Origin of the sequence: Glutamicibacter halophytocola (genome assembly GCF_001302565.1) — a bacterium.
GTDB lineage: Bacteria > Actinomycetota > Actinomycetes > Actinomycetales > Micrococcaceae > Glutamicibacter > Glutamicibacter halophytocola.
The window spans coordinates 3,612,091-3,635,899 of the sequence record NZ_CP012750.1; the positions used below are offsets into that span (position 1 = coordinate 3,612,091).

Sequence of the window (23,809 nt, forward strand, 5' to 3'; positions counted from 1 at the left end):
ATCCAGGGATTAATTGCACGCGGATTGTTTAGCTGATCGCTTCAGCAATCGGGGTCGAACCATCATAGAAGTTCACAGTCGATCGGACTGCAGCTTCAGTTTCCACCACGTGCGCGATCACTTCAGCGACGTTTTCACGAGACACCTTGCCGGCCTCCGGAGCGGGAGCTTGGCCCTCGATGTTGCCAGTTTCATCGGCAATCACGATCGTCTTGCTGGCTGGTTCCAAGGTCAGTGCTCCAGGCCCAAGAATGGTGTAGTTCAGCTCGGTCTCGCGCAGGACAGCGTCGGCATCATGCTTGGCCTTGGCATAGGTGTAGAAGGAGTTTTCCGGGTCAAGACGATCGACATCCACCAAGGCCCGCGAATAGGAGACCATGACATAGCGCTCCACCCCTGCCTGCTTGGCTGCTTCCATGGAACGCACGGCAGCTTCGAAATCCACGGCGCGAGTGCGCTCTTCGTTTCCGCCGCCGGCACCTGCGGAAAAGACGATGGCGTGCGCTCCCTTGAAGGCTTCGGCCAACTGGCCTGCGTCGGCGTTCTCGATATCAAGAACTACCGGGTGGGCGCCGGTGGCAGAAATTTCAGGGGAATGTTCTGGATTGCGAATCAGCGAATCAACGGCGAAACCGCGTTCGACCAGTTTTGGTGCCGCAAGCAAAGCAATCTTGCCATGGCCACCAATGAGGACTACTCGACGTTCTTCAGACATGTACTGCTCCTTCTGATCATTGTTCACATCGCTACTCCCGGCATAACCGTTGCAGCTGGCGGGATATTCCGTGGACAGCAGCAGATGGGCTTAAGCTGGCAATCCGCTCCATGCCGGTTTCCTTCCGATTTCTGCGGGCGTAACCTCGGTTCATAGACCGACTCCCCGACGCAGGACATACGCTCATGAATCAGAAAACCCTGAACCTAGAACTGAGCAACGATCAATTTGCCGACCTTGCCAATGCCCTGGAAGACCACCGGGACTACTTCAAGAAACGGGCCGACGAAGCCATGCTCGGCTTCGGGCTGGACACCGGCTATTGGACTTCGCGTTCCCAAGAGGTGCAAGAACTACTGGATTTGGTTCTGCTCAATGCCCGCCAAGACCATTAAGGCCGGTCCGAGAACTCATCCTTGAGCAAGGCATAGGAATAACTATCCATCCACTGGCCGCTGCGATGCAGGCTATTGGCTTTTTCAAAGGCTTCCCTGCGCAGTCCCACGCGCTCCATGAGCCTGACCGATGGTTCGTTGGCGGCGAAACATCCAGCAACAACCCTGCGTAGCCCCAATTCCTCGAAACACAGCTCGATCACCTTGCTGACAGCCTCGGTGGCGTACCCGCGGCCGGCGAACTGCGGGTCAAAGCTCCACCCGAGCTCCGCTTCCACGGCCACGGTTTGCTCCGCAACTTCTCGCTGGCCCCACGCGTCCTTGATGTAGATCATGACCGTTCCGATTATTTGAGCCTGCCCATCCGGGGCGCTGATCTGAACTGCAATATCGCGATTAATTTTTCCCGACTCAAGGAACTGCGTGCGGTACGTTTCAAAATCCTGGGGACCAGAGGTGATCCATTCAGTTACTTCTGGCAATTTGCGATAGCTCCACGTCGTTTCCAGATCATTTTCGGTCAATCGGCGCAGGGAAAGCCTGCTAGTAGTAACCGGCCAGGTGATTTGATCCAAGGAAGCAGTCATAAACGCATCCTATCGAACCTTCGAAAAGTCCATGGCCGACTGAATGCCACCACCCAAGCATTACTTGATAGTTAAATAAAGAAGTGTTTTGAGGGTTAATTTTCTCCACTATCGCCCAATTCGCGGGCGAACTGGCGCGGGCATTGGATTCTTGGCGAATATTTTGACATGAAAGTACTATTCACGGTGACACAGTTAACACTTATGGAATTTCGCTTAATTCGATTAGATAAGGCTAAGCTAATAATTAGCCCATTCACTCACGCAACCAATGAAGGTTGCCATAAGAAAAGGACGTCATGGCCTCCATGAAGCTACGTGCCGCTGCTCTTCTGAGCGTTGCCGCCCTGTCCCTCTCCGCGTGCGGCGCCACCGCCGACACCGCCTCCGAGGCAAACGCCGCCGACACCAAAACAGTGACCTTTACTGACAACGAAGGCGAAAAGAGCGCGGCCATGCCGGCCAAGTCTGTTGTTGCCACCGACAACCGCACTTTCGAGACCTTGGATTCCTGGGGCATCAAGCTCACCGCCGGCGCGGTCTCGCTGATGCCAGACACCATTTCCTACACCAAGGACAAGGAAATCCTCGACCTGGGCAACCACAAGGAACCAAACCTTGAATCCGTTGTAACCGTTGAGCCGGACCTGATCATCAACGGCCAGCGCTATGCCCAGTACGCCGAGAAGTTCAAGGAGCTGGCTCCCGAAGCCACCATCGTTTCGCTGGATCCACGCGAAGGCGAACCTTTTGACACCGAGCTGGAACGCCAGACCACCACCCTGGGCGAGATCTTCTCGAAGCAGGATGAAGCCAAGAAGCTGGTGGACGATTTCGAAGCAGCGCAGAAGCGCGTCACGGATTCCTACAACCGCGAGGACACCGTCATGGGGCTGATCGCTTCGGGTGGCGAGCTCGGCTACTCAGCACCCAGCACCGGGCGCACTGTCGGTCCCATGTTTGATTTCCTGAACCTGACCCCGGCATTGGAACTTGAAGAGTCCTCCACCGATCATGAAGGCGACGATGTCTCGGTTGAAGCCATCGCCAAGTCCAACCCGGACTGGATCATTGTCATGGACCGCGATGCCGCAGTAGGCAGCGACGGCGAGGAATACAAGCCAGCCAAGGAACTGCTGGAAAATTCCGAAGCACTTCAGAATGTCACCGCAGCCAAGGAAGGCCACGTGGTGGTCATGCCTGCTGACACCTACACCAACGAGAGCATCCAGACCTACACCGAATTCCTCAACGAATTCGCTGACGCCCTGGAAGCTGCCAAGTAGCACCCGTGCATCTCCCACAGCTCTAGCGGCGGAGCCGGATTCCGGCTTCGCCGCCAGAGCTGCTTTCCCACCACACTTCCCCACGGCGGCAACATGACAACCACCACTGCGCTCGTGCGGACCAATTCCAAGGTCTTCACCGGCAAACTCGCATTAGGAATCCTCGGCGTCCTCCTGCTTCTGGCCCTCTCCCTGCTCACCGGCGTCTACGACATTTTTGGCAAGGACGATGGTGCGCAGATGTTCGCCATCACCCGCATCCCCCGCACCATCGCGCTGGTGCTCGCCGGAGCAGCCATGGCCATGAGCGGACTGGTCATGCAGTTGCTGACGCAGAACCGCTTCGTGGAACCCACCACCACTGGAACCACTGAATGGGCGGGCCTGGGCCTGCTGGCCATGCTGGTGCTTTTCCCCAGTGCGAGCCTGCTGGCAAAAATGGGCGTGGCCATCGCCTTCGCCTTTATCGGCACCATGGTCTTCTTCCTGTTCCTGCAGCGCGTTTCGCTCAAGGCCTCGCTCACCGTCCCGATTGTGGGCATCATGCTCGGATCCGTAGTCGGGGCATTCTCCACCTTCTTCGCGCTGTCCACCGACAAGCTGCAATCGCTGGGCATCTGGATGGCAGGCTCCTTCACCTCGGTGATCCGCGGCCAATACGAAGTGCTGTGGATTGTTGCCCTGGTCGCCGTGGCTATTTACATCGTGGCTGACCGTTTCACCGTGGCCGGGCTGGGCGAAGAGATCGCCACCAATGTCGGCTTGAACTACCGCCGAGTGATGCTGCTTGGCACGGCGCTGATCGCCATTGCCACCGGCGTGGTCACCGTGGTGATTGGCAACCTGCCGTTTTTGGGACTGATTGTGCCGAATATCGTCTCGCTGATCCGCGGTGATGATCTGCGCAGCAACCTGCCGTGGGTGTGCCTGATGGGCATCGCGATCACCACCGTGTGCGACTTGATCGGGCGCACCATCATCATGCCTTTCGAAATCCCGGTCTCCCTGATCCTGGGGGTACTCGGTGCGATGGTCTTCATCTTCCTTCTGCTCAGGCAGCGCAAAGTTGGCTAATCTCATGACTTCCCCTGCCCTCGGAACACATCATCCCAGCCGGTGTTCAGGACCGCTGTCCAGCGCCAAGGTCCGCAAGCGCTACTGGATTACCTTAAGTGTCCTGATCGCGCTGGCCGTGCTGTTCGCTGCCGGGTTGCTGGCCTGGGACAACCCCATGCCGGTAGGCTCCACCGGCTTCTGGGTGATCGCGAAACTGCGTGCCAGCAACGTCTTGACCATGGTGATCGTGGCCCTCTGCCAGTCCATCGCCACCGTCGCCTTCCAAACCGTGACCAACAACCGCATCATCACCCCATCCATCATGGGCTTCGAGGCCCTGTACCGGGTGGTGCAAACCGGAGCGGTCTTCGTCCTGGGCGCCGCTGGCATCACCTTCTTCACCGGGCTCAGCCAGTTCATCTTGCAGGTGGCCATCATGGTGGGCCTCTCGGTGGCGTTGTATGGCTGGCTGCTGTCGGGAAAGCTCGGCAATATCCAGATCATGCTGCTGGTGGGCATCATCATAGGCACCGGATTGGGTTCGATTTCCACCTTCATGCAAAGGCTGCTGACCCCGAGCGAGTTCGATGTGCTCACCGCCCGGCTCTTCGGCTCCATGGCCAATGCGGATATGGGCTACATGCCGGTGGCCATTCCGCTGGTGGTGATTGCCGGCGGCTATCTGGTGCTGGCTTCCAAGAAGATGAACGTCCTGGCCCTGGGCAAGGAAACCACGATCAACTTGGGGCTTAACCACCGCCGCGAGGTCATGAAGGTCCTGTTCTTCGTATCCGTCCTGATGGCTGTGACCACGGCTTTGGTCGGCCCGCTGACCTTCTTGGGCTTCCTCGTGGCAACCTTGGCCTACCAATTGGCCGACACCTACGACCACCGCTACATCTACCCGATGTCATTCCTCATCGGCTTTGTGGTTCTGGCCGGCGCGTACTTCATCATGAAAAACCTGTTCTATGCCCAGGGCGTGGTGGGCATCATCATCGAAGCCGTCGGCGGCATCACCTTCTTGATCTTCATCCTGCGAAAGGGACGGCTGTGATAACGCTCAAAGACGTCAGCAAAAAGTACAGTTCCAGCGTGGCCATCGGCCCGGTCACCCTGGAAATCCCCACCGGCGGGCTGACCGCGCTGGTCGGCCCGAACGGCGCCGGCAAGTCCACCATGCTCACCATGGTGGGACGGCTGATGGGCATCGATGAAGGGAGCATCGAGGTCTCGGGCTACGACGTCGCCACAACCAATTCGAAAGATCTGGCCAAGATCGTTTCGATCCTGCGCCAGGAAAACCACTTTGTCACCCGCCTGACCGTGCGCCAGCTGGTGGGCTTTGGACGATACCCCCACTCCAAGGGCCGGTTGAACCAGGCCGATGAGGAGATCATTTCGCGGTCCATCGATTTCCTGGATCTGGGCGAGCTGGAAGGCCGCTACCTTGACGAGCTCTCCGGCGGCCAGCGCCAGCGCGCGTATGTGGCCATGGTGCTGGCCCAGGACACCGATACCGTATTGCTCGATGAACCGCTGAATAATCTGGATATGAAGCATTCGGTGGTCATGATGCAGCATCTGCAGCGTGCTGCGGCGGAACTGAACCGCACCATCGTGATCGTGCTGCACGACATCAATTTCGCCGGCCATTATGCTGACTACATTTGCGCCATGAAGCACGGCAAGGTGGTGCAATTCGGCACCCCGGAGCAGATCATGCAAGACGAGATCCTCACCGAGGTCTTCGAGACCCCGGTGAGCGTGATCCCCGGTCCCAACGGCCCGCTAGCGGTGTATTACTGATCCCGGCAACTGCGGGACATCCCGCATGGCAGCAACCCCGATCTCCCGGCGTGAGGCAATCCTGCATCGATGGCCCGGCGATTTCCTGAATGCCCGTACGAGTGCTGCTGCTGGCATTCCATCACTGATCTCTATTGGCCGCTGAAAACCAGGTTCTCCATGGATTCCGCTTCGCCGGGCCAGAGCGGACCGCCACAGCATCTGCGAGCTGTCTTGTAACTATGCAGAGTTCTTGGCGATCTTTGGCTCAGCCGTCCGCCTGCGGCGCCTCAGAGGCGAAGCCGCGATAAGCGTCGATCACCCTGTCCAGATAGGTCGAAATTGCCAGTCGCTCGGAGCTGGAAAACCCCGCAGATGCCTCGTTGAGCGCCCCGACCAGAGGAGAGATTTCGGCGCGGACCCGGTTTTTGGCTTGGGCCGTTGGAATCAGCCTGAATCGGCGGCGGTCGCGCTCATCTCGTATCCGCTCGACATGCCCGGCAGCAACCAACCGGTCTATCACCTCTGTTGTCGAGGAACGGGTAATAGCCAATCGTTCCCCGAGCTCCCCGGGGCTCAGCGCGGTTGCCGAGAGCGCAATGTACTCGATAGCCAGGGCATCCGTGGAGTTCATCGCCATCCGTCGAGCCAGCTCCGCGCTGGCAGCACCGAATGCGTCCTGAAGTTCTCTCAAGGCAGCCGCGGACAAATTCCTGCCGGGCTTTGGTTCAGTGCTCACGTATGGATTCTATCCCATCATATGCTACGGTAACCGTACTATTTATTTTCAGGAAAGATGCCATGCCTTCACCAGCTCCCGACGCCCCCGATCAAGATCCCGCACCGGATGGAACAACCAAAAAGTCCCTTTGGCGCCGCAAGTGGATGATAGCGCTCCTCTCCGTATCGGCGCTGCTCGTCGCAGCCCTGGCCACTGCGTTAATTTGGGCGTCGTCAAGCTATCCTGCCAACGCCGAGCGCCTGGAGAAGGTGCAATCCGACGCGCACCTCGCTTATGAAGACCTTGGCGACGCAATCAGAATCAAGCCCTCCGATGATCCCACCGGGCAAGGCCTGATCTTCTTTCCCGGAGCCAAGGTCGAACCCCAGGCCTACGCATCACTGCTCGCGGAAGCAGCTGATCACGGAGTCACCGTCATCATCGTCAAACCGCCTCTGAACATTGCTCTGCTCCAGCTTGGAAATCTCGACAGCTTCATGGCCCTCGCACCAGAAGTCGATACCTGGGCTGTTGGCGGCCACAGCATGGGCGGAGTCAAAGCGTGCCAATTCGCGGACGATCCGCAGGTGTCTAGCCTGCTGCTCTTCGCCTCGTACTGCGCTTCCACTGAGGTATCGGATCATCCGGGCCTCGATGTGCTTGCCTTGTATGGCGACCGGGACGAAGTCATCAACCGGCAAGAAGTCGAGAACTTCGAACTCCAATTTTCCGAGAATGCCAGCAGCGCCACGCTGAACGGCGTGACCCACGCACAGTTTGGCGACTACGGCCTCCAGCCAGGTGATGGCACGGCATTGGTTTCAATATCCGAAGCCCACCAGTTGATCTCCGGGCGTTTCCTCCCCTTCCTGCTAGACCGTTAGAAGATCCATGTCGAATCGGCCTCCCCTCGCCACCACCGTGAAGAATCCCGCATCCCTGGCGCGCAGGTTGCGCCTGCCCACGCGCCTCGATCGCAAGGTCACCGTGCTTGCCTGGTGCTCGTTCGTGGCCCAAGTACTGGTTATCGCAACCGGTGGCGCCGTGCGCCTGACCTCCTCCGGCCTCGGCTGCCCTACTTGGCCCTTGTGCACTCTGGAATCACTGGTGAATACTCCTGAAATGGGCATCCACGGGTTGATCGAATTCGGGAACAGGACCCTGACCGAACTGGTTGGAGGGCTAGCCCTAGCCCTCCTCTTATGCGTTTTCCAGCTCAGAGCGCAGCGCAAGGACCTGTACATCCTGGCCAGCTCGGTACTCGTGGGCGTCATGGCGCAAGCACTGGTCGGAGGAATCACGGTCCTCACCGGACTGAACCCGTTCATCGTCGGATTCCACTACCTCGCATCCCTCACCTTGGTCTGCCTCAGTGCGCTCTTCGTAGACCTGCTGGGCGCCGGAGCAAGAACCCCCGCGAGCCTTGCATCTCCGCGATGGCTGAAAAATAGCCTGTGGGCCACCGCCAGCCTCACCGCCGTGACGGTCGTCCTCGGTGTGCTCACTACCGGAGCCGGGCCTCACTCAGGGGATGCGGCGGCAGGAAGGAATGGATTCGATGCGGTGATTCTCCAGCACGTCCATGCCTGGCCGAGCTACCTGCTCATCGTGATGACGCTGCTCCTGGCCCTGGTCTTGCACTCGAAGAAGCATGAATCATGGAAGTGGGCGGCTCTCCTGGTGGCCATCCAGGCCATGCAAGCAGCCTTGGGCATCTTCCAGGCCAGAAATGGCTTGCCTGAACTGGCCGTGGGATTCCACATGGTTCTGGCATCTCTTCTGGCGGCCACAACAGCCGTCATCTTCGTCCGCACCCAGGGGTACCTGATGTCCCAAAGCCAGCAGGCCTAGGGAGCATCAAGAGGCGTCCTGCTCCTCGGGCGGCATCTGCCCGTCCCAGTCCTGCGGCTTGCCGTTGAGATCCTGCCGGCTTTCGGGCACGTCCAGGCGTTGGGCCGTCAGGTCCCGCGGAATCAGGTTGAAGCCCTGCCAGTGCACTTCCATGGGCGACTGCTCCTCGTCCCGGGGCACATGGTGGTAGCCCACGGCGACCCAGGAAACCATGTCATCGAGCTTCTCATCTTTCTGTTTCTGGACATAGTCCAGCACTCCGCGCCCGCAGGTGCCGCGGTTATAGGTGGCGTATATCTGGCATTCATCCGCATTGGTAAAGGCAACATCGTAGCCGATGCTGTCATCGCCATCATCCGAGTGCTCGTGGTTGCGCTGGTCGTCGATGAAGGTGAAGCTGTCGGTTTTGCCCATGCTGATTTCATAGGACATCTCATGCCCATCTTCGTTGAGCAGCTTTGGCGCCGAGACCTTCCACCAGCGCTTGTCGGTCCACTTGGCCGTGGCAGGGGTCGAAATCGTCGAGTACTCGCCTTCAACGATCGGTGAATGCTCCCCTTCCTTGCCGGTTGGCTTGGAGTCGTACTGCTCGATCTTCTGACCGGTATCCCCGCCCAGGGCCCAGTCGATTTTCCAGACTGCATTGTGCGAGTGGCTGGAAGCGTGGTCGTGCTCGCCGCTGCCAACAGCGCTGCCGTGCTCGGCATCGCTGTAGTCCGCCGGGGAAAGGTCGCCGGTAGCGCCCAGCGAGGGGCGGATGGTGCCATCGGCACCGAAGGTGATCTGGTTGATGTATTCGTACCAGCCGACCTTTGAAATAGTTGACAGCTGCCAGTCGTCCTTGCGCTTGGCCAGCAATTCGCCGACCTCCGCCGAGCGATAGGACAGTCCCGCATCGACCATGTCGCTGCAGAGCACCGGGCGCTCCTCGATGGTGCCGAACTTCGTGCCATCGCCGATGGTGGGAATCGGATGCTTCTTCAGCTCACCTGCGCATTCGATCTCCGTCAGCGAATGCATATTCGGCCCGCCGAATCCGGCGGTGGTGATATCCGAAGTGGAACGGCCTCCGTCGTCATAGGGCACTTCCAGCTGGGCCAGCGACATCGAGCTGATCAGCTTGATCGGCTCGCTGGCCGGTGGGGCGAAGGCAATGTCGCTCAAGACCATGCCGAGCTTGGGATCAACGGAGAAGCACATCGACCAGGTGGCGCCACTGGTCATGTCCTTGGATAGCGCTTGGCTTCCTTCCCGGCAGCTCCCCTGTTCCTGGGGCGAAGCGGAATTCGAGGACTGGGTCGTGGCAGGCGGGGCGGCATTCTGGCAGCCGGCCAGAAGCGTCACGGCCACGGCAAGGCCCAGGCCGGTCAATGATTTCGAAAGTAAATTGCTGAGCACAGTCATGAGTCTAGTAAAGAGCTGGCTTTCTATTGCGTTCTTGGATTCACGTGCTTAACGCGCCAAGATGGGGAACCCACAAGCAGGCTCCCCATCTTGGTGTTATTTACAACAGATCACAAGCATCTGTCGTTGTCTTGATTAGCTGCGCTGCGAGCGGCGGCGAGCCATTACTGTCAGGGCGACACCGCCGGCTGCTACCAGCAGGCCGAGCACCGAGTATCCGATAACTTCAGCACCGGTGTTAGCCAGGCCGTCATTGTCGTTGTCGCTGTCGTTGTCACCGTTGTTGTCGGTGCCATTGTTGTCACCGTCGTTGTCGGTGCCGTTGTTGTCGTTCGAACCGACTACCTCGAACTGGCCGGAGTCAATGGTCTTGCCGTCTTCGTCGTTGACGTCTACGGTGTATGGCCCCTCCTTGATGTCCTCAGGCAGCTGGATCTTGAACTCGAAGCCACAGCTTTCATCGATGGTGATCAGCTGGCCGGCAGCTGCATCGCCGATGGATACCTCGACCTGCTTGCCGTCCTCACCGGTGACGGTGATTTCAACAACCTGGCCTTCGGTGAATCCTTGGCCCTTCACGGTTACGGTTTCTCCGGCCTTGACCTTCGAAGGAGTTACCGTGATGGATTCCTCAGCGGCGCAAGTGTTGGCGTCCTTGTCGGTGACTCGCAGGTCGCGGGTCTGCTCGACACCCTTTGGATCAACGGTGGCGACCTTGTAATCGCCTTCTTCCGCATCCTCAGGGACGGTCATGTTGGTCGTGAACTTGCCTTCGTCGTCGGTCATGACTTCGATGGTCTCGATCACGTTGCCGTCCTTGTCGCGCAGCTCGATGGTGATGTTGGTGTTCGGCTCGTAGCCTTCGCCATCGATGGTGATTTCCTCGCCCGGTGCTACCTCGTCAGGAGTGACGGTGAAGGTTGGGGTTTCGGCGTTCTCATCGATGATCAGACCGGCATCAACACTCTGGTTGCTGGCCGAGGCGGTCGAGAGCTGAACTGCAGCGCTGCGTCCGTCCTGGTTTGCATCCGAGTCCTTGGAGCGGTCATCCCCGGCGCCTGCGGTGGTGAAGGTGGCGTTGGTTGGGGCGTTGAACTGTACGGTGTATTCGCCGTAGTTCAGGTCGCCGAAGCCGTACTTGCCATCTTCGCCGGTGGTCGTGACCACTGCGTTGCCGTCGACATCGAGCACTGCGTCGCCTTCGGAATCGAGCAGGCTGACACCGACACCTGGTACTCCGGCCTCGCCCTCGGACTGGATTCCATCCTTGTTGGAGTCGTTCCAGACGAAGTCACCGATCGAAGCGCCATCGTTGCCGTTGCCATCCGAATCGACGACCTTCAGGACGGTGGTGTCCTTGTTGCCTTCGGCATCCTCGGCAGCGACCGTGTAGTCGCCGTCCTCGGCATCTTCAGGAACGGTTACCTCGGTGCTGAAGTGCCCGTTCTCGTCGGTGGTGACCATGACAGGCTCGCCCAGCGGGTTGCCGTCCTTGTCGGTCAGCGTGACGGTCACTTCGCTGTTCGGTGCGTAGCCCTCACCGGTGACCGTGGTGCTTTCACCTGGTGCAACGGTTTCCGGATTCACCGTAACGGTAGCTTCCTCCACTGCCGGTGCATCGGTGATGCCGGCATCCACGCCCTGGTTCACAGGAGCCTGGCTGGTCAAGGTGACAACCTCGGTGCGGCCGTTTTCCCCGGCGTCGGAGTCGATGCCGCGGTCCTCGCCCACGCCTGCCGGTGCGAAGGATGCTCCCTCTGGTGCTTCGAATTCAACGATGTACTGCTGAATCTTCAGGCCAGCGAAGGTGTAGGTGCCGTTCTCGTTGGTGGTGGTGGTGACCGGGTCGCCCGATTCGCCTGCTACTGGGTTGCCTTCGGCATCCAGCAGGTTCACCGTGACACCGCCCAGGCCCGACTCGCCATCGTCCTGCAGGCCGTTGCCGTTGTCATCGCGCCATACGCGGTCACCCAGCTCGCCGTTGTCATCGCCGGAGTTGCCATCCGGGTCGGTGACGGTCAGCGGAGCGTCGTCCGAGTTGCCCTCCTCATCGGTGGCTTCTACGGTGTGATCGCCAGGAACTGCATCTTCTGGAACCGTGATGACCTTGCTGAAGCTGCCGTTCTCGTCGGTAGTAGCCTCGGCCGACTGGCCAACAGGCATTCCCTCCGAGTCCTTGAGCTGGACATCGACCTTCGAGTTCGGGGCATAGCCTTCGCCGTTGACCGTGGTGTCCTCGCCCGGAGCCACTTCATCAGGGTTGACAGTGACCGTTGCTTCCTCGACTGCAGGAGCATCGACGATACCAGCGTCAATGGTCCGGTCAGCTGGAGCGGCGGCGGTCAAGGTCACGGTGCTGGTGCGGCCGTTCTCGCCGGCGTTGGAGTCCACTGCCGTATCGTCGCCAGCTTCTGCTGGCGAGAAGGAAGCGCCCTCAGGTGCCGCGAATTCAACGATGTACTCGCCCAGTGCCAAGCCGGTGAAGGCGTAGCTGCCGTTGTCATCGGTGGTAGTGGTGATCGGGTTGCCCTCGGCGTCGGTGTAGGCGTTGCCTTCAGCGTCCAGCAGGTTCACCACGGCACCGGCCAGGCCGGATTCGTTGGAGTCCTGGATGCCGTCGCTGTTGGCATCGCGCCATACGCGGTCGCCGAGCTCGCCGTCGCCACCTGGGTTCGGGTTAGGGTTCTCGCCGTCTGGTTCCGCGACCGTCAAGTCCACGGTGTCCTTGTTGCCTTCGGCGTCCTCTGCGCTCACGCTGTAATCGCCTGGTTCCACGTCCTCGCCGATTGGCAGCGGGGTGGTGAAGTGGCCATTCTCATCCGTGGTGACAGTGATCGGGTCGCCGATCGGGTTGCCCTCTGGGTCAACCAGCTGAACGGTCACGTCCGAGTTCGGAGCGTAGCCATCGCCGGTCACCTGGGTTTCCTCGCCTGGCTTCACCTCGGTCGGGTTCACCGTCACGGTGGCCTCGTCCACGGCTGGAGCGTCGACAATACCGGCATCAACCGTCATGTTCGCAGGAGCGGTGGAGGTCAGCGCCACCACTTCGGTGCGTCCATTCTCGGCTGCGTCGGAGTCAAGAGCATCGTCATCGCCGGCATTGGCCTGGGTGAAGGATGCGCCTTCCGGAGCAACGAATTCCACGGTGTATTCGCCCAGTGCAAGCCCGGCGAAGGTGTAGTTTCCGTTGTCATCGGTGGTTGCGGTAACAGGGTTGCCATCAGCGTCGTTGACCGGGTTGCCTTCGGCATCCAGCAGGTTGACGGTGACTCCTGAAACGCCAGCTTCACCATCGTCCTGGACGCCGTCGGAGTCCAGGTCGTTCCAGACCCGGTCGCCGAGCTCGCCGTTGCCACCTGGAAGGCTTCCATCGGTGACGGTCAGCGGGCTTTCTACCGGAGTATCGGTGGCGACGTCGGTAGCCACTACCTTGTAGTCGCCTGGTGCGGCGTCCTCAGGAACTGGAATTTCAGTAGCTGGAACGTTGCCCTCGGCGTCGGCTGGGACGGTGATCGGGTCACCGACCGGGTTGCCCTCTGGGTCGGTCAGCTGCACGGTGACATCACCCTCAGGGGTGAAGCCGCTACCGGTCAGGCTGGTGGACTCGCCTGGAGCAACCGAGGTTGGGTCCAGGGTGACCGAAGGATCAACAACAGCGTCATCGTCAACCAGGCCGGCATCCACCTGATCGGTGGTCGGTGCTTCCTCGGTCAGCGTGTAGACGTTGGTGACACCCTCAGGATTCGGATCCGAGTCAACAGCACCGTCGTCGTTGGTTCCCTGAGGCGAGAAGGCCTTGCCCTCAGGAGCAACGAACTGCACGGTGTAGCCGCCCAGCGCCAGCTCGCCGAACGAGTAGTTGCCGTTCTCGTCGGTGGTGGTGGTGACAGGGTTGCCATCAGCATCGTTGACCGGGTTGCCATCGGCATCCAGCAGGTTCACGACAACACCTGGAACGCCGGCTTCGCCCTCATCCTGCAGGCCATCGCTGTTGGTGTCCTCGAAGACGAAGTCACCGAGCGAACCTGGGCCTGGCTGCGCGCCGCCGTCCGTGACGGTCAGGTTGCTGACAACCGGGGTATCGGTGGTGACGTCGGTAGCCACGACGGTGTAGTCGCCTGGCTGGGCGTCAGCTGGAACCGGTACTTCGGTGGCTGGAACATTGCCCTCAGGGTCGGCCGGAACGGTGATCGGGTCACCGACCGGGTTGCCCTCTGGGTCGGTCAGCTGCAGGGTGACGTCGCCCTCAGGGGTGAAGCCGTCACCGGTGGCGTTGGTGGATTCGCCAGGAGCGACCGAGGTCGGATCCAGCGACAGTACCGGGTTGATCTCGCCATCAGCGTCGACCAGACCGGCGTCAACCGTGTCATTGGCCGGTGCTGCCGAGGTCAGGGCCACCGCTGGGGTGCGTCCATCGCTGCCGGCGTCCGAGTCGATCGAGTCGTCATCGCCCTGGTTTGCAGGCGAGAAGGCCTTGCCCTCGGGAGCAACGAACTGGACACTGTACTGGCCCTCCGGCAGTTCGCCGAAGGAGTAGTTGCCGTTCTCGTCGGTGGTGGTGGTGCGAGGGTTGCCGTCGGCGTCGTTGACTGGGTTGCCATCGGCATCCAGCAGGTTTACGACGGTGCCTGGTACGCCGGCTTCGCCTTCGTCCTGCAGTCCGTCGCCGTTGTCATCCGAGAACACGGTGTCGCCGATGGTGCCGTTGCCTGGCTGCACGCCGCCGTCGGTGACGGTCAGCGGGCTCTCTACCGGGGTATCGGTGGTGACATCGGTTGCCACGACGGTGTAGTCGCCTGGTGTGGAACCTTCAGGCACTGGAATTTCGGTGGCTGGAACGTTGCCCTCAGGGTCAGCTGGCACGGTGATCGGGTCACCGACCGGGTTGCCATCTGGGTCGGTCAGCTGCAGGGTGACATCGCCTTCAGGGGTGAATCCGGTACCGGTGAGGTTGGTGGATTCGCCTGGAGCAACCGAGGTTGGGTCCAAGGTGATGGCCGGGTCGATGGCCGCGTCGTCGTCAACCAGACCGGCATCCACTGCGTCGGTGGTTGGAGTCTCGGCGGTGACCGAAATAACCGGGGTAACACCCTCGGCGTTTGGATCCGAGTCGAGAGCGTCGTCGCCGCCCTGGTCTGCAGGCGAGAATGCCTTGCCTTCAGGAGCAACGAACTGCACGGTGTAGTCGCCCTCCGGCAGTTCGCCGAAGGAGTAGATGCCGTTCTCGTCGGTGGTGGTGGTGCGCGGGTTGCCGTCGGCGTCGTTGACCGGGTTGCCATCGGCATCCAGCAGGTTCACGACGGTGCCTGGAACGCCGGCTTCGCCCTCGTCCTGCACGCCGTCCATGTCGGCATCGTCGAAGACCAGGTCTCCGATGGAGCCGTTGCCTGGCTGCACGCCGCCGTCGGTGACGGTCAGCGGGCTCTCTACCGGGGTATCGGTGGTGACGTCGGTAGCCACAACCTTGTAGTCGCCCGGTGCGGAACCTTCAGGCACTGGAATGGCGGTCGAAGGAACGTTGCCCTCTGGGTCAGCTGGCACGGTGATCGGGTCGCCCACTGGGTTGCCCGAAGGATCGGTCAGCTGCAGGGTGACATCGCCATCCGGGGTGAATCCGGTACCGGTGAGGTTGGTGGATTCGCCTGGAGCAACCGAGGTTGGGTCCAAGGTGATCGCCGGGTTGATGACTGCAGCGTCGTCACATGCGCCGATGCGAACACCGGCGGTGCCGAGGTTCAGGCGTCCTGCGTCAGCAGCCTGCAGGAGGCCGATGCTCAGTGCGGAGACCTCAAGGCTGTCGGTGAGGGTGCCGTCTGGTCCTTCGCAGGTCGTGGTGACCTGGCGGTTCAGTTGCACCGAAACGATCTGTGCCATCAGGGTGAAGACTGGCTCCAGTACCTGGCGCACTGGCAAAGTCATGGCATTGGTCTTGATGTCGGTGATCAGCAGGTCGTAGATGGCGTGTCCGCCGTCGCCGACCAGGAAGTCGCGGATCGGAACCACTGCGGTGTTGATCAATGGGATCAGCGTAGTGTTGATCAGCGGCTCGATTACGGCACAGCCTGCACCGGTGCAGTCTACCGGTGCCACGTTCTCGGCGCCGAGGTTGACGCTCCAGTTTGCAACGGTCTCGCCAACAATCGGCGCAGTCTGGGTCAATTCGAAGTTCAGCGTAATGCTGGAAATCGCGCCTTCGATGGCGTTGGTGGCAACCTTGATGACCTCTTCGATGAGATCGTGGATCGTCTCAGCGATGATCGGGTAGATCTCGTTGCTGATCAGCTCGGTATTCGGGTTCTGGTTGTTGATGCCGTCAGGCAGGTCGACGCCCTCTGGACGCTCACCCGAGTAGGCCTTGTCCAGGTCGACGTAGAGCTTGCCCGTCGAAAGATCGATGCTGAGCACTTCGTTCTTGGAGGTGATCGGCTGCGCCAAAAGCTCCTGGAAGACTTCTTCCTGGATGTTCGACTCGGCAGAGACGTCAATTGTGGCACCGACAGGCAGTGCCGACGTGATGGTGTTGAGCAAGTCAGTGAGCTGGCTCATCCCATTGACGGTGTCTTCCAGAGTCTGGTCGACCGTTGCCAGCTGGTCGTAGATTCCGCTGGCAATCTGGCTGACGATTGGCGATTCAAGTTCAAGATTTGCTTCGGCTACGCGATACTGGCCGTCGCCACCCACGCCATCAGGATCCTGGAATGCGCCATCTACGGCTTCGACGTGTGCGCCGCCAACGCCAGCGGTCAATTCCGCCTTGCTGACGATGTCGTCGGTCAGTCCGTCAGTTCCGGTTGCACGGAACAAAGAAAGTAGGTCTAGTTTTGCGGTGCCAAATCCACCAGCCTCGCCATCGAGGCTGACGGAACCATCGGCACCGGCGATACCAGAAATCGCCTCGCCATTCTTGGCGTCGGTAGCAGTCGACTGCGACAGCAGAGCGCCAAGCTCTCCGTAGTCGATGATCTGGTCGATCGGCAGGTTCAAGCCGCCCAGATCGAGCATCTGTCCGCCGAGGAGGGATGCGTTCAGTGCACCATCATCGGTTGCTGGTCCCCCAGGGAACAGAGCCCGGCTCTGTCCGCCACCGGCAAGTTCCTGACCAATCAGGCTCAAGTCGATATTGCTGGCTGCTGCCTCAGTGGTTTCATCTGGCTGGGTGTCTACGTCGGCCATCGCAGGGAGGCCGAAAGTCGTGACAGCAACCGAGGAGACCATTCCCAGTGCTACTGGCCGTCTCCACCATCCGGCAGTTACTGCAGGTGCTGTCTTGCGTTCTGAGCGTCGCATACGGACACCCTCCTTGCTTTGAAGTGCTTGTGATTTTTGTCCCAAGGTTTCCCCAAGGTTTATCCAAGCCTGTTTGCAGGGGAATGCACAAGAGATTGACGTAAGTTTCTTAAAATTAATCTGATCGATGGTTCGCGTTTGACTACTGAAAAAAGGCATGCGAAATCGATTAATGCTTCTGACTAAGGATTTGTCCGTCAGATGGTGAAAGGATGGATGGTCGAATCATCCAGCTACAAAGTGTGTGGCGACTTGTCTTGGCAGCGTTTTTGCCCGTAGCCAAATGCCCCCATCCGAGGGTTCTCGGTGATGGGAGTACTGGGTTTTTCGATGGAATGCTTATCCCGTACGCGGTTTCGGCTGAACTTACGACCGAATCCTCGGTGCAAGAGAAGATAGCGCGGATTGATCCATAATTGAGGCTGGTCTAATCGGCAAGGAAAGCGCCGAATCCTCTTTTAGTAGCAACGCCAAGCAGCTGGTTTCACCTGGATTGGCGCTGTGGGGTCTGCAGTTAGCTCTACAGACCGTTCATATGCTCCTTGCGGAAATCAAAGAGAGCAGTGATTGTATTCATTTCTCGTCCTCCGTTGCTTGCAATGACTAACATCTGGGCAGTTTCGGTTGATGCATGTGTACCGTAAAACTAGCAAGCAATATCCTGAGAGTTACCTATGTGCGTGAATATTACGTGCTAATTCATCAAAAGTTCATTAAATCGACAGGTCACCACAAGAATCTAGCAGCGTCAATACTACTTTTGGAGGATGGCACAGTTCGTCCATTCATCGCACATTCAGCTTTCTATCAGCTCTTTGGCAGTGATTTATCAAGGTGCAAAACCGGTGATTTTGCACAATCCGCCTCGGCAAGGCTACTCGTGGATCACCGGCTGGTCGCCCGCTTGCAGAACACTCAAGCAAGACCTGCATGCGGTCATAGACACATGCACAGCACGTCGGGCCATGGTTACAAATAATCAATCGAAACCAAAGCTGCTCCGATGTCCATTCGTTGAACCGGACCAATTATTCAAGGCATTCGACGAGATCGGGCGAATTAACCCCATGCTGCGAGCCGCGCGGCAACTTTGGCGAACATCAGAAATCAGCATAGTTCGAACGGAACCATCTATGTAGCGAGTGATTTGGCTCGATCCATACCCTGAAATCCATAATGGATAGCATTCATCACCGAGTAAACGACACTCTGCCACTTCACTGCAACCACGACCGCACGGAAGCCACGGGGTTTTTCGTTGCATCCCTCGTCAATGCGCCGACTATACGACCATCATCCCTAGCTCGGCAAAGAGCGGAAGTTCGCATGGACAAACAGAATTGTTGCTGTTCCGTCATCCAGATACAAAGCAAGCAAATGCATCAAACGCCGTATACAAAATCAATGAGCTCTCGCTAGAGTCAACTGCTAAGAAGAAAGCATCACCCCGCGTGTGGCGATCTTCTCTGCACAATTCAAGTCAGTGCTCAGGGTACTGACGATTCCTTGTTTATGGACTCGTCCTTGATTGCCTGTCGGAAGGTTTTCACGGCACTCTGCCCGATTGCGCCTCGTCGAACAGCAGTATAAATACTGCGGGCAGGATTCCCGGGCAAAGGGCAGAGAACAACTCTTTCATGGCCCTCGTACCAAAGAAGATCAGGCAGCAGAGCCGCCGCCAGTCCTGTTTCTACAAGTCGCGCATGCAGCAAAACATCTGTTGCAGTGAACCGGACATCCGGTTCGAAACCGGCGCTTCTGCATACTGCTACAGCCCAGGCACGTTGTGCTGTGCCTTCCGGTTCCATCACCCACGGCCGTAGTGCAAGGTCGTCAAGGGCTTGATGTCCCCACACGCTGGGCGTGGCAAGACGCATGCGGTCCATTAGCAAATCATCACGATCCAGCCCAGCGGGCCGCACTTGAGGATGTCCCGGGAATTCCTCGGCCAGCACGAGGTCGAACTCCTGGGCAAGCAGTGCTGGGAGCGAACGCTCTGGTTCCAGTTCAGTAACCTCTATACGCAACCGCGGATGATCGCGTTCCATTCGTTTCAGGACAGAAGGAAGCAAGCTCAACGCGGCCGTTTGAAATGAAGCAATGCGCAGCGTTCCTACGATCTCTTCAAACGACGCGGCAATTTCACCCTTGGCCATTTCCACATGTTCAAAAATGACCTCGGCGTGGGACAACAGAATTTCTGCCTGATTAGTCAATTTCACACGACGACCCGCTGGTTCCAGCAGTTGGACGCCAGTCTCCCTTTCGAGCTGGGAGAGTTGTGCTGAGATCGTGGATTTACTGTAGGACATCGCCTGGGCCACGGCAGCTATCGTGCCGTGGCGCTTTAGCTCGCGCAAGAGCCGTAACCGGTGCAAATCCATCAAGCCCCTTTCTTTCGTTCGAAAATAACGAACAATATTGTATAAGAATGATCGCTCGACATGGATAGATGCATCCCCTGATCATGGAAGCATGCTTTCGTCATCAATGGTGTCTTCCTACTTGTCTCCTTATTTGTCTTTCTTGGTTCTCGCGTCCCCTCTAGTCGTCATTCCGGGACCCGATTTCGCTGTGGTGAGCCGCAATACCTTAAACGGCGGACGCCGGAGGGGAACTTGGAGCGCAGTCGGGGTGGCTAGTTCGACGACGCTCTATGGAATCCTCGCTGCTGTTGGCTTAGGGTCAGTGATCATGAGCATGCGGCCGGTCTTCGAAGGTATCCGTTGGGCGGGGATCGCATATTTGGCCTTGTTAGGTTTCCAAGCATTTCGTTCGGCTTGGAAGCGGGACTATGCAACTTTGGAATTGGGAATTGACCCTGCCGGGCCCACAGGAAGCCAGGGGTGGTTGCAAGGATTCCTCTCCAATGTGGGTAATCCTAAAATTTTGGTGTTTTATTTAGCGGTACTGCCGCAATTTCTCGATCAAGAAGCTCCGATGCCAGTGGTACTCGCCTTTGCCTTCACCCATGCTCTGCTCTCACTTGCCTACCTGGTGCTGCTAGTTTGCGGCATCCATCAAGCCCGCTCGGTCTTGTCGCGGCCAGGGGTTCGCCGATTACTAGATCTGGCCACTGGCACAGCACTGGTCGGATTCGGCATCAAGCTTGCCCTCGAATAACCACAGGTGATGTCCAGGCTGGAGCATACCGGTTCTAAATGGCTGAATATGGCGTCGACGACCACTGGAGCAAGATGAAAGGCGGAACCGTTCGCCTCGTCGCTTTGACGCGATGAACGGTTCTGCCTTGGGCACACTGTGCTTGCTTACTCAGCGGCTCATCTACAACCCGAGGCGCGTCGGACACGCCTGGCTTGAAATTTCCCAACCATCAGATCCACGGCCAGAAAGGCAGCCAGGCTGATGCCAAGCAACGGCAAGAGAATTCCTACTGCTGCGGCTGCCAGCAGTAACAGCGCTGATCCCCACCACGGTGCACGGGACATCGCACCGCGCCTCGGTGGCTTGCCCATCAACTGTGCAGAATTTCGCGTGGGGCGGCGTTTCCACCACATCGCATATCCAAGGACCACCATGGCGGCGATCGCCGAGGCGAGTAGGAACAGCAGCACTTGATTCGGCAGTCCGAACATGGTGCCCATATGGATATCGATGCCCCAGCGTGAAAGTTTCGCAACCAGGCCGAACTCGTTGAAATCAACGCGGTCGACAACTTCCAAGCTCTGGCCATTAATCGATACCGCGTCGACTTCGGTCGGGAAGGAACGCTGGATTTCCTGCACTACCCAGGCTTTGCCTTCCGCTGCGGGAGGCTTGATTTCCACCAGTTGAGTATTAATGTTGATTTCCCTGCCGATCGACAGCATTGTGTCGAAGGCTGCCGGGTTCACCATCTTCCCGGATTGTGCTGAGTCCACCCCGTGATGATGGGCATGCTCGTCGCCGGAGGAATCGGCGGAATCGGACAAGTCGGTGTTCACCGACGGGGTTCCCCAGTTCAATGCCGAGCGGATTTCGCCCACATTCGCCCCGCCAAAGGTTGACCAGGTGATGCCCGTGGCAGAGAGGAAGAATGCACCGATGAGAATCCACAATCCCAGCGAACCGTGCCAGCTAGCCAGCTTTCGATAGCCCTTGGCGCTGATGCTAGGGCGCAACAGATCCTTCTTGCGTTTCGTTTTCCTGATCCGCTGGACCCACAAGCCGATTCCGGCCAGGGCGATAATCCCCAGCCAGGATGCCGCCATCTCGCTGTAAAGCCGTCCTGGTTCGCCGAGGTGCAGATTCCGGTGCAGCTGGTCGACCCAGGTCCGCAGCGGGAGGGAGCCGCTGGTTCCGTAGGTTGTCAGGTCTCCGCGGATTTCTGCGGTGGCAGGATCCACGAAAACAGCTCTCATTTCGCTGGCGCCCAACCCGGGTTCGGAGTACATCACCCGGGTGGTGTCGCCCGGGTTCGGGGCCGGGCGAACAGCAGCAGGCGTATCCTGGTCCCCGAGGTAGGCATTGGCTGCCTCGATCTGTTGTGCCAGTGGCAAATAGGCATCTGCAACGGGGGCGTGCAGTTCCCGGGCGTAGACCGCTTGCTCGACTTGGGGCATCACGGAGTACAGCGCACCGCTGAGCGCCGCAACCAGGATGAAGGGGCCAACGAAAATTCCTGCGTAGAAATGCAGGCGCAGCAACAGCTGCCCAAACCAGCCCTTGCCCGCTGGGCGGGACCGCTGGGGTGAAGATGATTCTGGTGAAGTTTCCAGAAGAGTCATGATGGTTCCTTGAAAAAGTGAAAAGTCGGGGATCTCAGGCGGTGAAGAACGTATCGCCGATAAAGCCGTGCTCCTGGCAGCCCGGAGGGATCAGGAAAACGGCAGACCCGATGGGAGTTGTCCATTGGTTCAGCGCATCTAGCTGATCCAGCCGCTGCTGCAATGGCACGTACTGCTTGGCAACACTCTTCTGATAGGACACGAAGATGAGCCCGGAATCAGAGATGTTCTCGCCGGTGGGCGGTTCGTCGTAGTTGTAGGCCCTGCGATAAATCCGTTCTTCCGGATTCTCCGAGCGGGCGCGCCGAATATGGGCCTGGTCGCCAATCACGGCGAAGCCATTAACCGTGAGCCGGCGGAAATCCGGTTCATCATGTTCAAGGGCACCGGTCAAGGGCGCGCCGTTGTCCAGGGTGCGGCCTACGCTGAATTCCCGCGCGGGCCGATCCAGCTCATCCCAGGTTTCCAGATTCATGCGGATCCTGCGCAGCACCATGGTGGTGCTTGAATCCTTGTTCCAGACAAGCTGGTTGAACTCCTGGGTGCCAGGTGCCAAGTTGGAAGTCCCATCGACCTGGCCGAAGAGATTGCGCATTGTCGTTGAGCTGGCCTCTGACCCGCGGGCTCTGCGGAAACCTGCCTGCGTCCACTTCACCGTGGCGAAGCTGCGCACATCCTTGAGCAGCATGCGTTGTGCGTGGGACACAGTGAGCCGGTCATCCGCAGCGATGTGCAGCAATAGATCGCCGTCGCACCAGCGCTGTTCCAGCCGGTCGATGCCAAATTCCGGCAACGGCTTGACTTCCGAGGTGGCCGCACCTGCCAGCTTGGCCATTTTGCTCCCGAATCCGAAGGTCACGGTGAGCCGTGCCGGCAGGTGCGCCAGCTCAGGTTCGGTATCGGCCAGCGCTTCACGGCCCTGCGTCAGCCTGGCAGCGTCATCGGTGAGTATGCGAAGCAGCCGCTGAACGCTGTCCCGGTCCACCTCGTCGCGCAGCGTCAAGGCAATATACGCTGCGTAGGCTTGGGGCGCTGTGGCGATCCCCGCCTGATGCGATCCATAAAAGGGAATGGTCTCCTGCCCGTGCAAAGGCTCGGACGCACCGGCAGGAGAAGCCGAATCTGCCAGTGATTCAATACCCAGCGCGGCGACTGCTCCAAGGCCTGACGCGGCACCTGCAATCAGCAGTCCCCGGCGGCTTGGCCGCATGGCGGTCCCGGAGCGTTCCGATCCCATCAGTGCCCATGTCCGCTCTGCGACGAGGATTCATCGTAGCTTTCCTTGGCCACGGCGAAATCCTTGACCGGCGCTGTGAAATCGAAGCTGCTCTCATCGGAGAATTCCAAGGTGAGAGCCACTTCATCACCGGCCTTGAGCGGTTTCTTCGGATCCATGATCATCAGGTGGTTCGCGCCGGGTGCAAGCTCCAGCTTCCCGTGGGCTTCAATGGTGAAACCGCCCGTTTTCTCGCGCATGACCATGGCCCCGGACTCATTGGCCACGGTCTCATGCAATCCGGTATCACCCGATACCGCGCTGGAGACCTGCGTAATGGTCACCGCGTGATCCCCGGTGTTTTCGATGGTGCCGAAGGCCGAGGACATATCGTCTTGTGTTGCCTTGAGCCAGAGGTCTTTTACCTCAATGGTGGTTCCTGCCGGGGAAGGCGATGCAGCGCCTGGTTCAGGAGCGGCGCAGCCGGCAAGGAGGATCAGGGAACTCGCGCTAAGCGCGGTGGCACGAAGGCCAAATGATTTTTTCAAGGGTCATCCTGTGAAGTTTGCGCGAAGCGCTGAGAAGGCTTCGCGAGAGCGCAAGGCGGGCCGTGTGCCCGTCTGGCATGGCTGGAATCCGGCAGCGTGAAATGGCGCCACCAGCGTGCTGGAACCCCGTGATGCGGGGATGGGAATGCGCAGAAAATTGCGGCGAGAACATGCGGCAGTGTGCCCGATGCGCAGGCATGAAGTGAAAGGCTGGCCTCATGGGATCCG

The 23,809-nt window shown here is 59.1% G+C and carries 17 protein-coding genes; 8 read left to right on the plus strand and 9 right to left on the minus strand.

What is annotated here, in order from left to right; translation table 11 throughout:
* Positions 1–28 precede the first annotated feature (28 nt).
* Positions 29–715, minus strand: coding sequence for an SDR family oxidoreductase (locus AOZ07_RS16645; protein WP_060703004.1), 687 nt, complete (start codon positions 713–715; stop codon positions 29–31).
* Between the two features lie 185 nt (positions 716–900).
* Between AOZ07_RS16645 and AOZ07_RS16650 the strand changes: the two genes are divergently transcribed.
* Positions 901–1,110, plus strand: a complete 210-nt coding sequence (locus AOZ07_RS16650) for a hypothetical protein (RefSeq protein ID WP_060703005.1) — start codon at positions 901–903, stop codon at positions 1,108–1,110.
* On the opposite strand, the gene AOZ07_RS16655 is transcribed toward AOZ07_RS16650, so the two are convergent.
* Positions 1,107–1,697, minus strand: a complete 591-nt coding sequence (locus AOZ07_RS16655) for a GNAT family N-acetyltransferase (protein ID WP_060703006.1) — start codon at positions 1,695–1,697, stop codon at positions 1,107–1,109. The genes AOZ07_RS16650 and AOZ07_RS16655 overlap by 4 nt on opposite strands.
* A 299-nt stretch (positions 1,698–1,996) precedes the next feature.
* On the opposite strand from AOZ07_RS16655, the gene AOZ07_RS16660 reads away from it, so the two are divergent.
* The 4 genes from AOZ07_RS16660 to AOZ07_RS16675 all read left to right on the plus strand — a co-directional run bounded on the left by AOZ07_RS16660 (position 1,997) and on the right by AOZ07_RS16675 (position 5,848).
* Positions 1,997–2,983, plus strand: coding sequence for a siderophore ABC transporter substrate-binding protein (locus tag AOZ07_RS16660; protein WP_098945522.1), 987 nt, complete (start codon positions 1,997–1,999; stop codon positions 2,981–2,983).
* Between the two features lie 93 nt (positions 2,984–3,076).
* Positions 3,077–4,057: an ABC transporter permease gene (locus AOZ07_RS16665; protein ID WP_060703007.1), complete on the plus strand. Its 981-nt coding sequence runs from the start codon at positions 3,077–3,079 to the stop codon at positions 4,055–4,057.
* A gap of 4 nt (positions 4,058–4,061) precedes the next feature.
* Positions 4,062–5,096, plus strand: coding sequence for an iron chelate uptake ABC transporter family permease subunit (locus AOZ07_RS16670; protein WP_060703008.1), 1,035 nt, complete (start codon positions 4,062–4,064; stop codon positions 5,094–5,096).
* Positions 5,093–5,848, plus strand: coding sequence for an iron ABC transporter ATP-binding protein (locus AOZ07_RS16675; protein WP_060703009.1), 756 nt, complete (start codon positions 5,093–5,095; stop codon positions 5,846–5,848). The genes AOZ07_RS16670 and AOZ07_RS16675 overlap by 4 nt, the downstream gene beginning before the upstream one ends.
* Positions 5,849–6,095: 247 nt before the next feature.
* Here AOZ07_RS16675 and AOZ07_RS16680 read toward each other — a convergent pair whose 3' ends face one another.
* Positions 6,096–6,566, minus strand: coding sequence for a MarR family winged helix-turn-helix transcriptional regulator (locus tag AOZ07_RS16680; protein WP_194943711.1), 471 nt, complete (start codon positions 6,564–6,566; stop codon positions 6,096–6,098).
* Positions 6,567–6,628: 62 nt separating this feature from the next.
* Here AOZ07_RS16680 and AOZ07_RS16685 point away from each other — a divergent pair, with 62 nt between their 5' ends.
* Complete coding sequence (locus AOZ07_RS16685; protein WP_060703011.1) at positions 6,629–7,432, plus strand: alpha/beta hydrolase; 804 nt, start codon at positions 6,629–6,631, stop codon at positions 7,430–7,432.
* Positions 7,433–7,439: 7 nt separating this feature from the next.
* On the plus strand, positions 7,440–8,399 hold the full coding sequence (locus AOZ07_RS16690; protein ID WP_084793325.1) for a COX15/CtaA family protein: 960 nt from the start codon (positions 7,440–7,442) through the stop codon (positions 8,397–8,399).
* Between the two features lie 6 nt (positions 8,400–8,405).
* On the opposite strand, the gene AOZ07_RS16695 is transcribed toward AOZ07_RS16690, so the two are convergent.
* From AOZ07_RS16695 to AOZ07_RS16705, 3 genes are all read right to left on the minus strand, one after another.
* A complete protein-coding gene (locus AOZ07_RS16695) occupies positions 8,406–9,797 on the minus strand; it encodes a copper amine oxidase (RefSeq protein WP_194943712.1) in 1,392 nt (463 codons plus the stop codon).
* Positions 9,798–9,938: 141 nt separating this feature from the next.
* Positions 9,939–17,090 carry an SdrD B-like domain-containing protein gene (locus tag AOZ07_RS16700; protein ID WP_194943713.1) on the minus strand — a complete coding sequence of 2,384 codons (7,152 nt, stop codon included), beginning with the start codon at positions 17,088–17,090 and terminating at the stop codon, positions 9,939–9,941.
* A 1,487-nt stretch (positions 17,091–18,577) separates the two neighbouring features.
* Positions 18,578–19,474, minus strand: a complete 897-nt coding sequence (locus AOZ07_RS16705; RefSeq protein ID WP_207758461.1) for a LysR substrate-binding domain-containing protein — start codon at positions 19,472–19,474, stop codon at positions 18,578–18,580.
* Between the two features lie 91 nt (positions 19,475–19,565).
* Here AOZ07_RS16705 and AOZ07_RS16710 point away from each other — a divergent pair, with 91 nt between their 5' ends.
* Entirely contained in the window at positions 19,566–20,213 is a 648-nt protein-coding gene (locus AOZ07_RS16710) for a LysE family translocator (protein WP_207758462.1), read from the plus strand.
* Positions 20,214–20,371: 158 nt separating this feature from the next.
* On the opposite strand, the gene AOZ07_RS16715 is transcribed toward AOZ07_RS16710, so the two are convergent.
* Genes AOZ07_RS16715 through AOZ07_RS16725 form a run of 3 tightly spaced genes read right to left on the minus strand, consistent with a single transcriptional unit; the run spans position 20,372 to position 23,581 of the window.
* On the minus strand, positions 20,372–21,817 hold the full coding sequence (locus tag AOZ07_RS16715; RefSeq protein ID WP_060703016.1) for a PepSY-associated TM helix domain-containing protein: 1,446 nt from the start codon (positions 21,815–21,817) through the stop codon (positions 20,372–20,374).
* 34 nt (positions 21,818–21,851) lie between these two features.
* On the minus strand, positions 21,852–23,054 hold the full coding sequence (locus AOZ07_RS16720) for a Dyp-type peroxidase (RefSeq protein ID WP_060703017.1): 1,203 nt from the start codon (positions 23,052–23,054) through the stop codon (positions 21,852–21,854).
* Positions 23,054–23,581 carry a copper chaperone PCu(A)C gene (locus AOZ07_RS16725; RefSeq protein WP_060703018.1) on the minus strand — a complete coding sequence of 176 codons (528 nt, stop codon included), beginning with the start codon at positions 23,579–23,581 and terminating at the stop codon, positions 23,054–23,056. The genes AOZ07_RS16720 and AOZ07_RS16725 overlap by 1 nt, the downstream gene beginning before the upstream one ends.
* Positions 23,582–23,809: the final 228 nt, after the last annotated feature.

What these genes read in the sequence shown, in the direction of transcription:
- AOZ07_RS16720 (WP_060703017.1), bottom strand. Translation starts at nt 23,054, where the DNA reads ATGGGATCGGAACGCTCCGGGACCGCCATGCGGCCAAGCCGCCGGGGA.
- AOZ07_RS16655 (WP_060703006.1), bottom strand. Translation starts at nt 1,697, where the DNA reads ATGACTGCTTCCTTGGATCAAATCACCTGGCCGGTTACTACTAGCAGG.
- AOZ07_RS16645 (WP_060703004.1), bottom strand. Translation starts at nt 715, where the DNA reads ATGTCTGAAGAACGTCGAGTAGTCCTCATTGGTGGCCATGGCAAGATT.
- AOZ07_RS16705 (WP_207758461.1), bottom strand. Translation starts at nt 19,474, where the DNA reads ATGGATTTGCACCGGTTACGGCTCTTGCGCGAGCTAAAGCGCCACGGC.
- AOZ07_RS16660 (WP_098945522.1), top strand. Translation starts at nt 1,997, where the DNA reads ATGGCCTCCATGAAGCTACGTGCCGCTGCTCTTCTGAGCGTTGCCGCC.
- AOZ07_RS16670 (WP_060703008.1), top strand. Translation starts at nt 4,062, where the DNA reads ATGACTTCCCCTGCCCTCGGAACACATCATCCCAGCCGGTGTTCAGGA.
- AOZ07_RS16715 (WP_060703016.1), bottom strand. Translation starts at nt 21,817, where the DNA reads ATGACTCTTCTGGAAACTTCACCAGAATCATCTTCACCCCAGCGGTCC.
- AOZ07_RS16690 (WP_084793325.1), top strand. Translation starts at nt 7,440, where the DNA reads ATGTCGAATCGGCCTCCCCTCGCCACCACCGTGAAGAATCCCGCATCC.
- AOZ07_RS16650 (WP_060703005.1), top strand. Translation starts at nt 901, where the DNA reads ATGAATCAGAAAACCCTGAACCTAGAACTGAGCAACGATCAATTTGCC.
- AOZ07_RS16685 (WP_060703011.1), top strand. Translation starts at nt 6,629, where the DNA reads ATGCCTTCACCAGCTCCCGACGCCCCCGATCAAGATCCCGCACCGGAT.
- AOZ07_RS16710 (WP_207758462.1), top strand. Translation starts at nt 19,566, where the DNA reads ATGCTTTCGTCATCAATGGTGTCTTCCTACTTGTCTCCTTATTTGTCT.
- AOZ07_RS16665 (WP_060703007.1), top strand. Translation starts at nt 3,077, where the DNA reads ATGACAACCACCACTGCGCTCGTGCGGACCAATTCCAAGGTCTTCACC.
- AOZ07_RS16700 (WP_194943713.1), bottom strand. Translation starts at nt 17,090, where the DNA reads ATGCGACGCTCAGAACGCAAGACAGCACCTGCAGTAACTGCCGGATGG.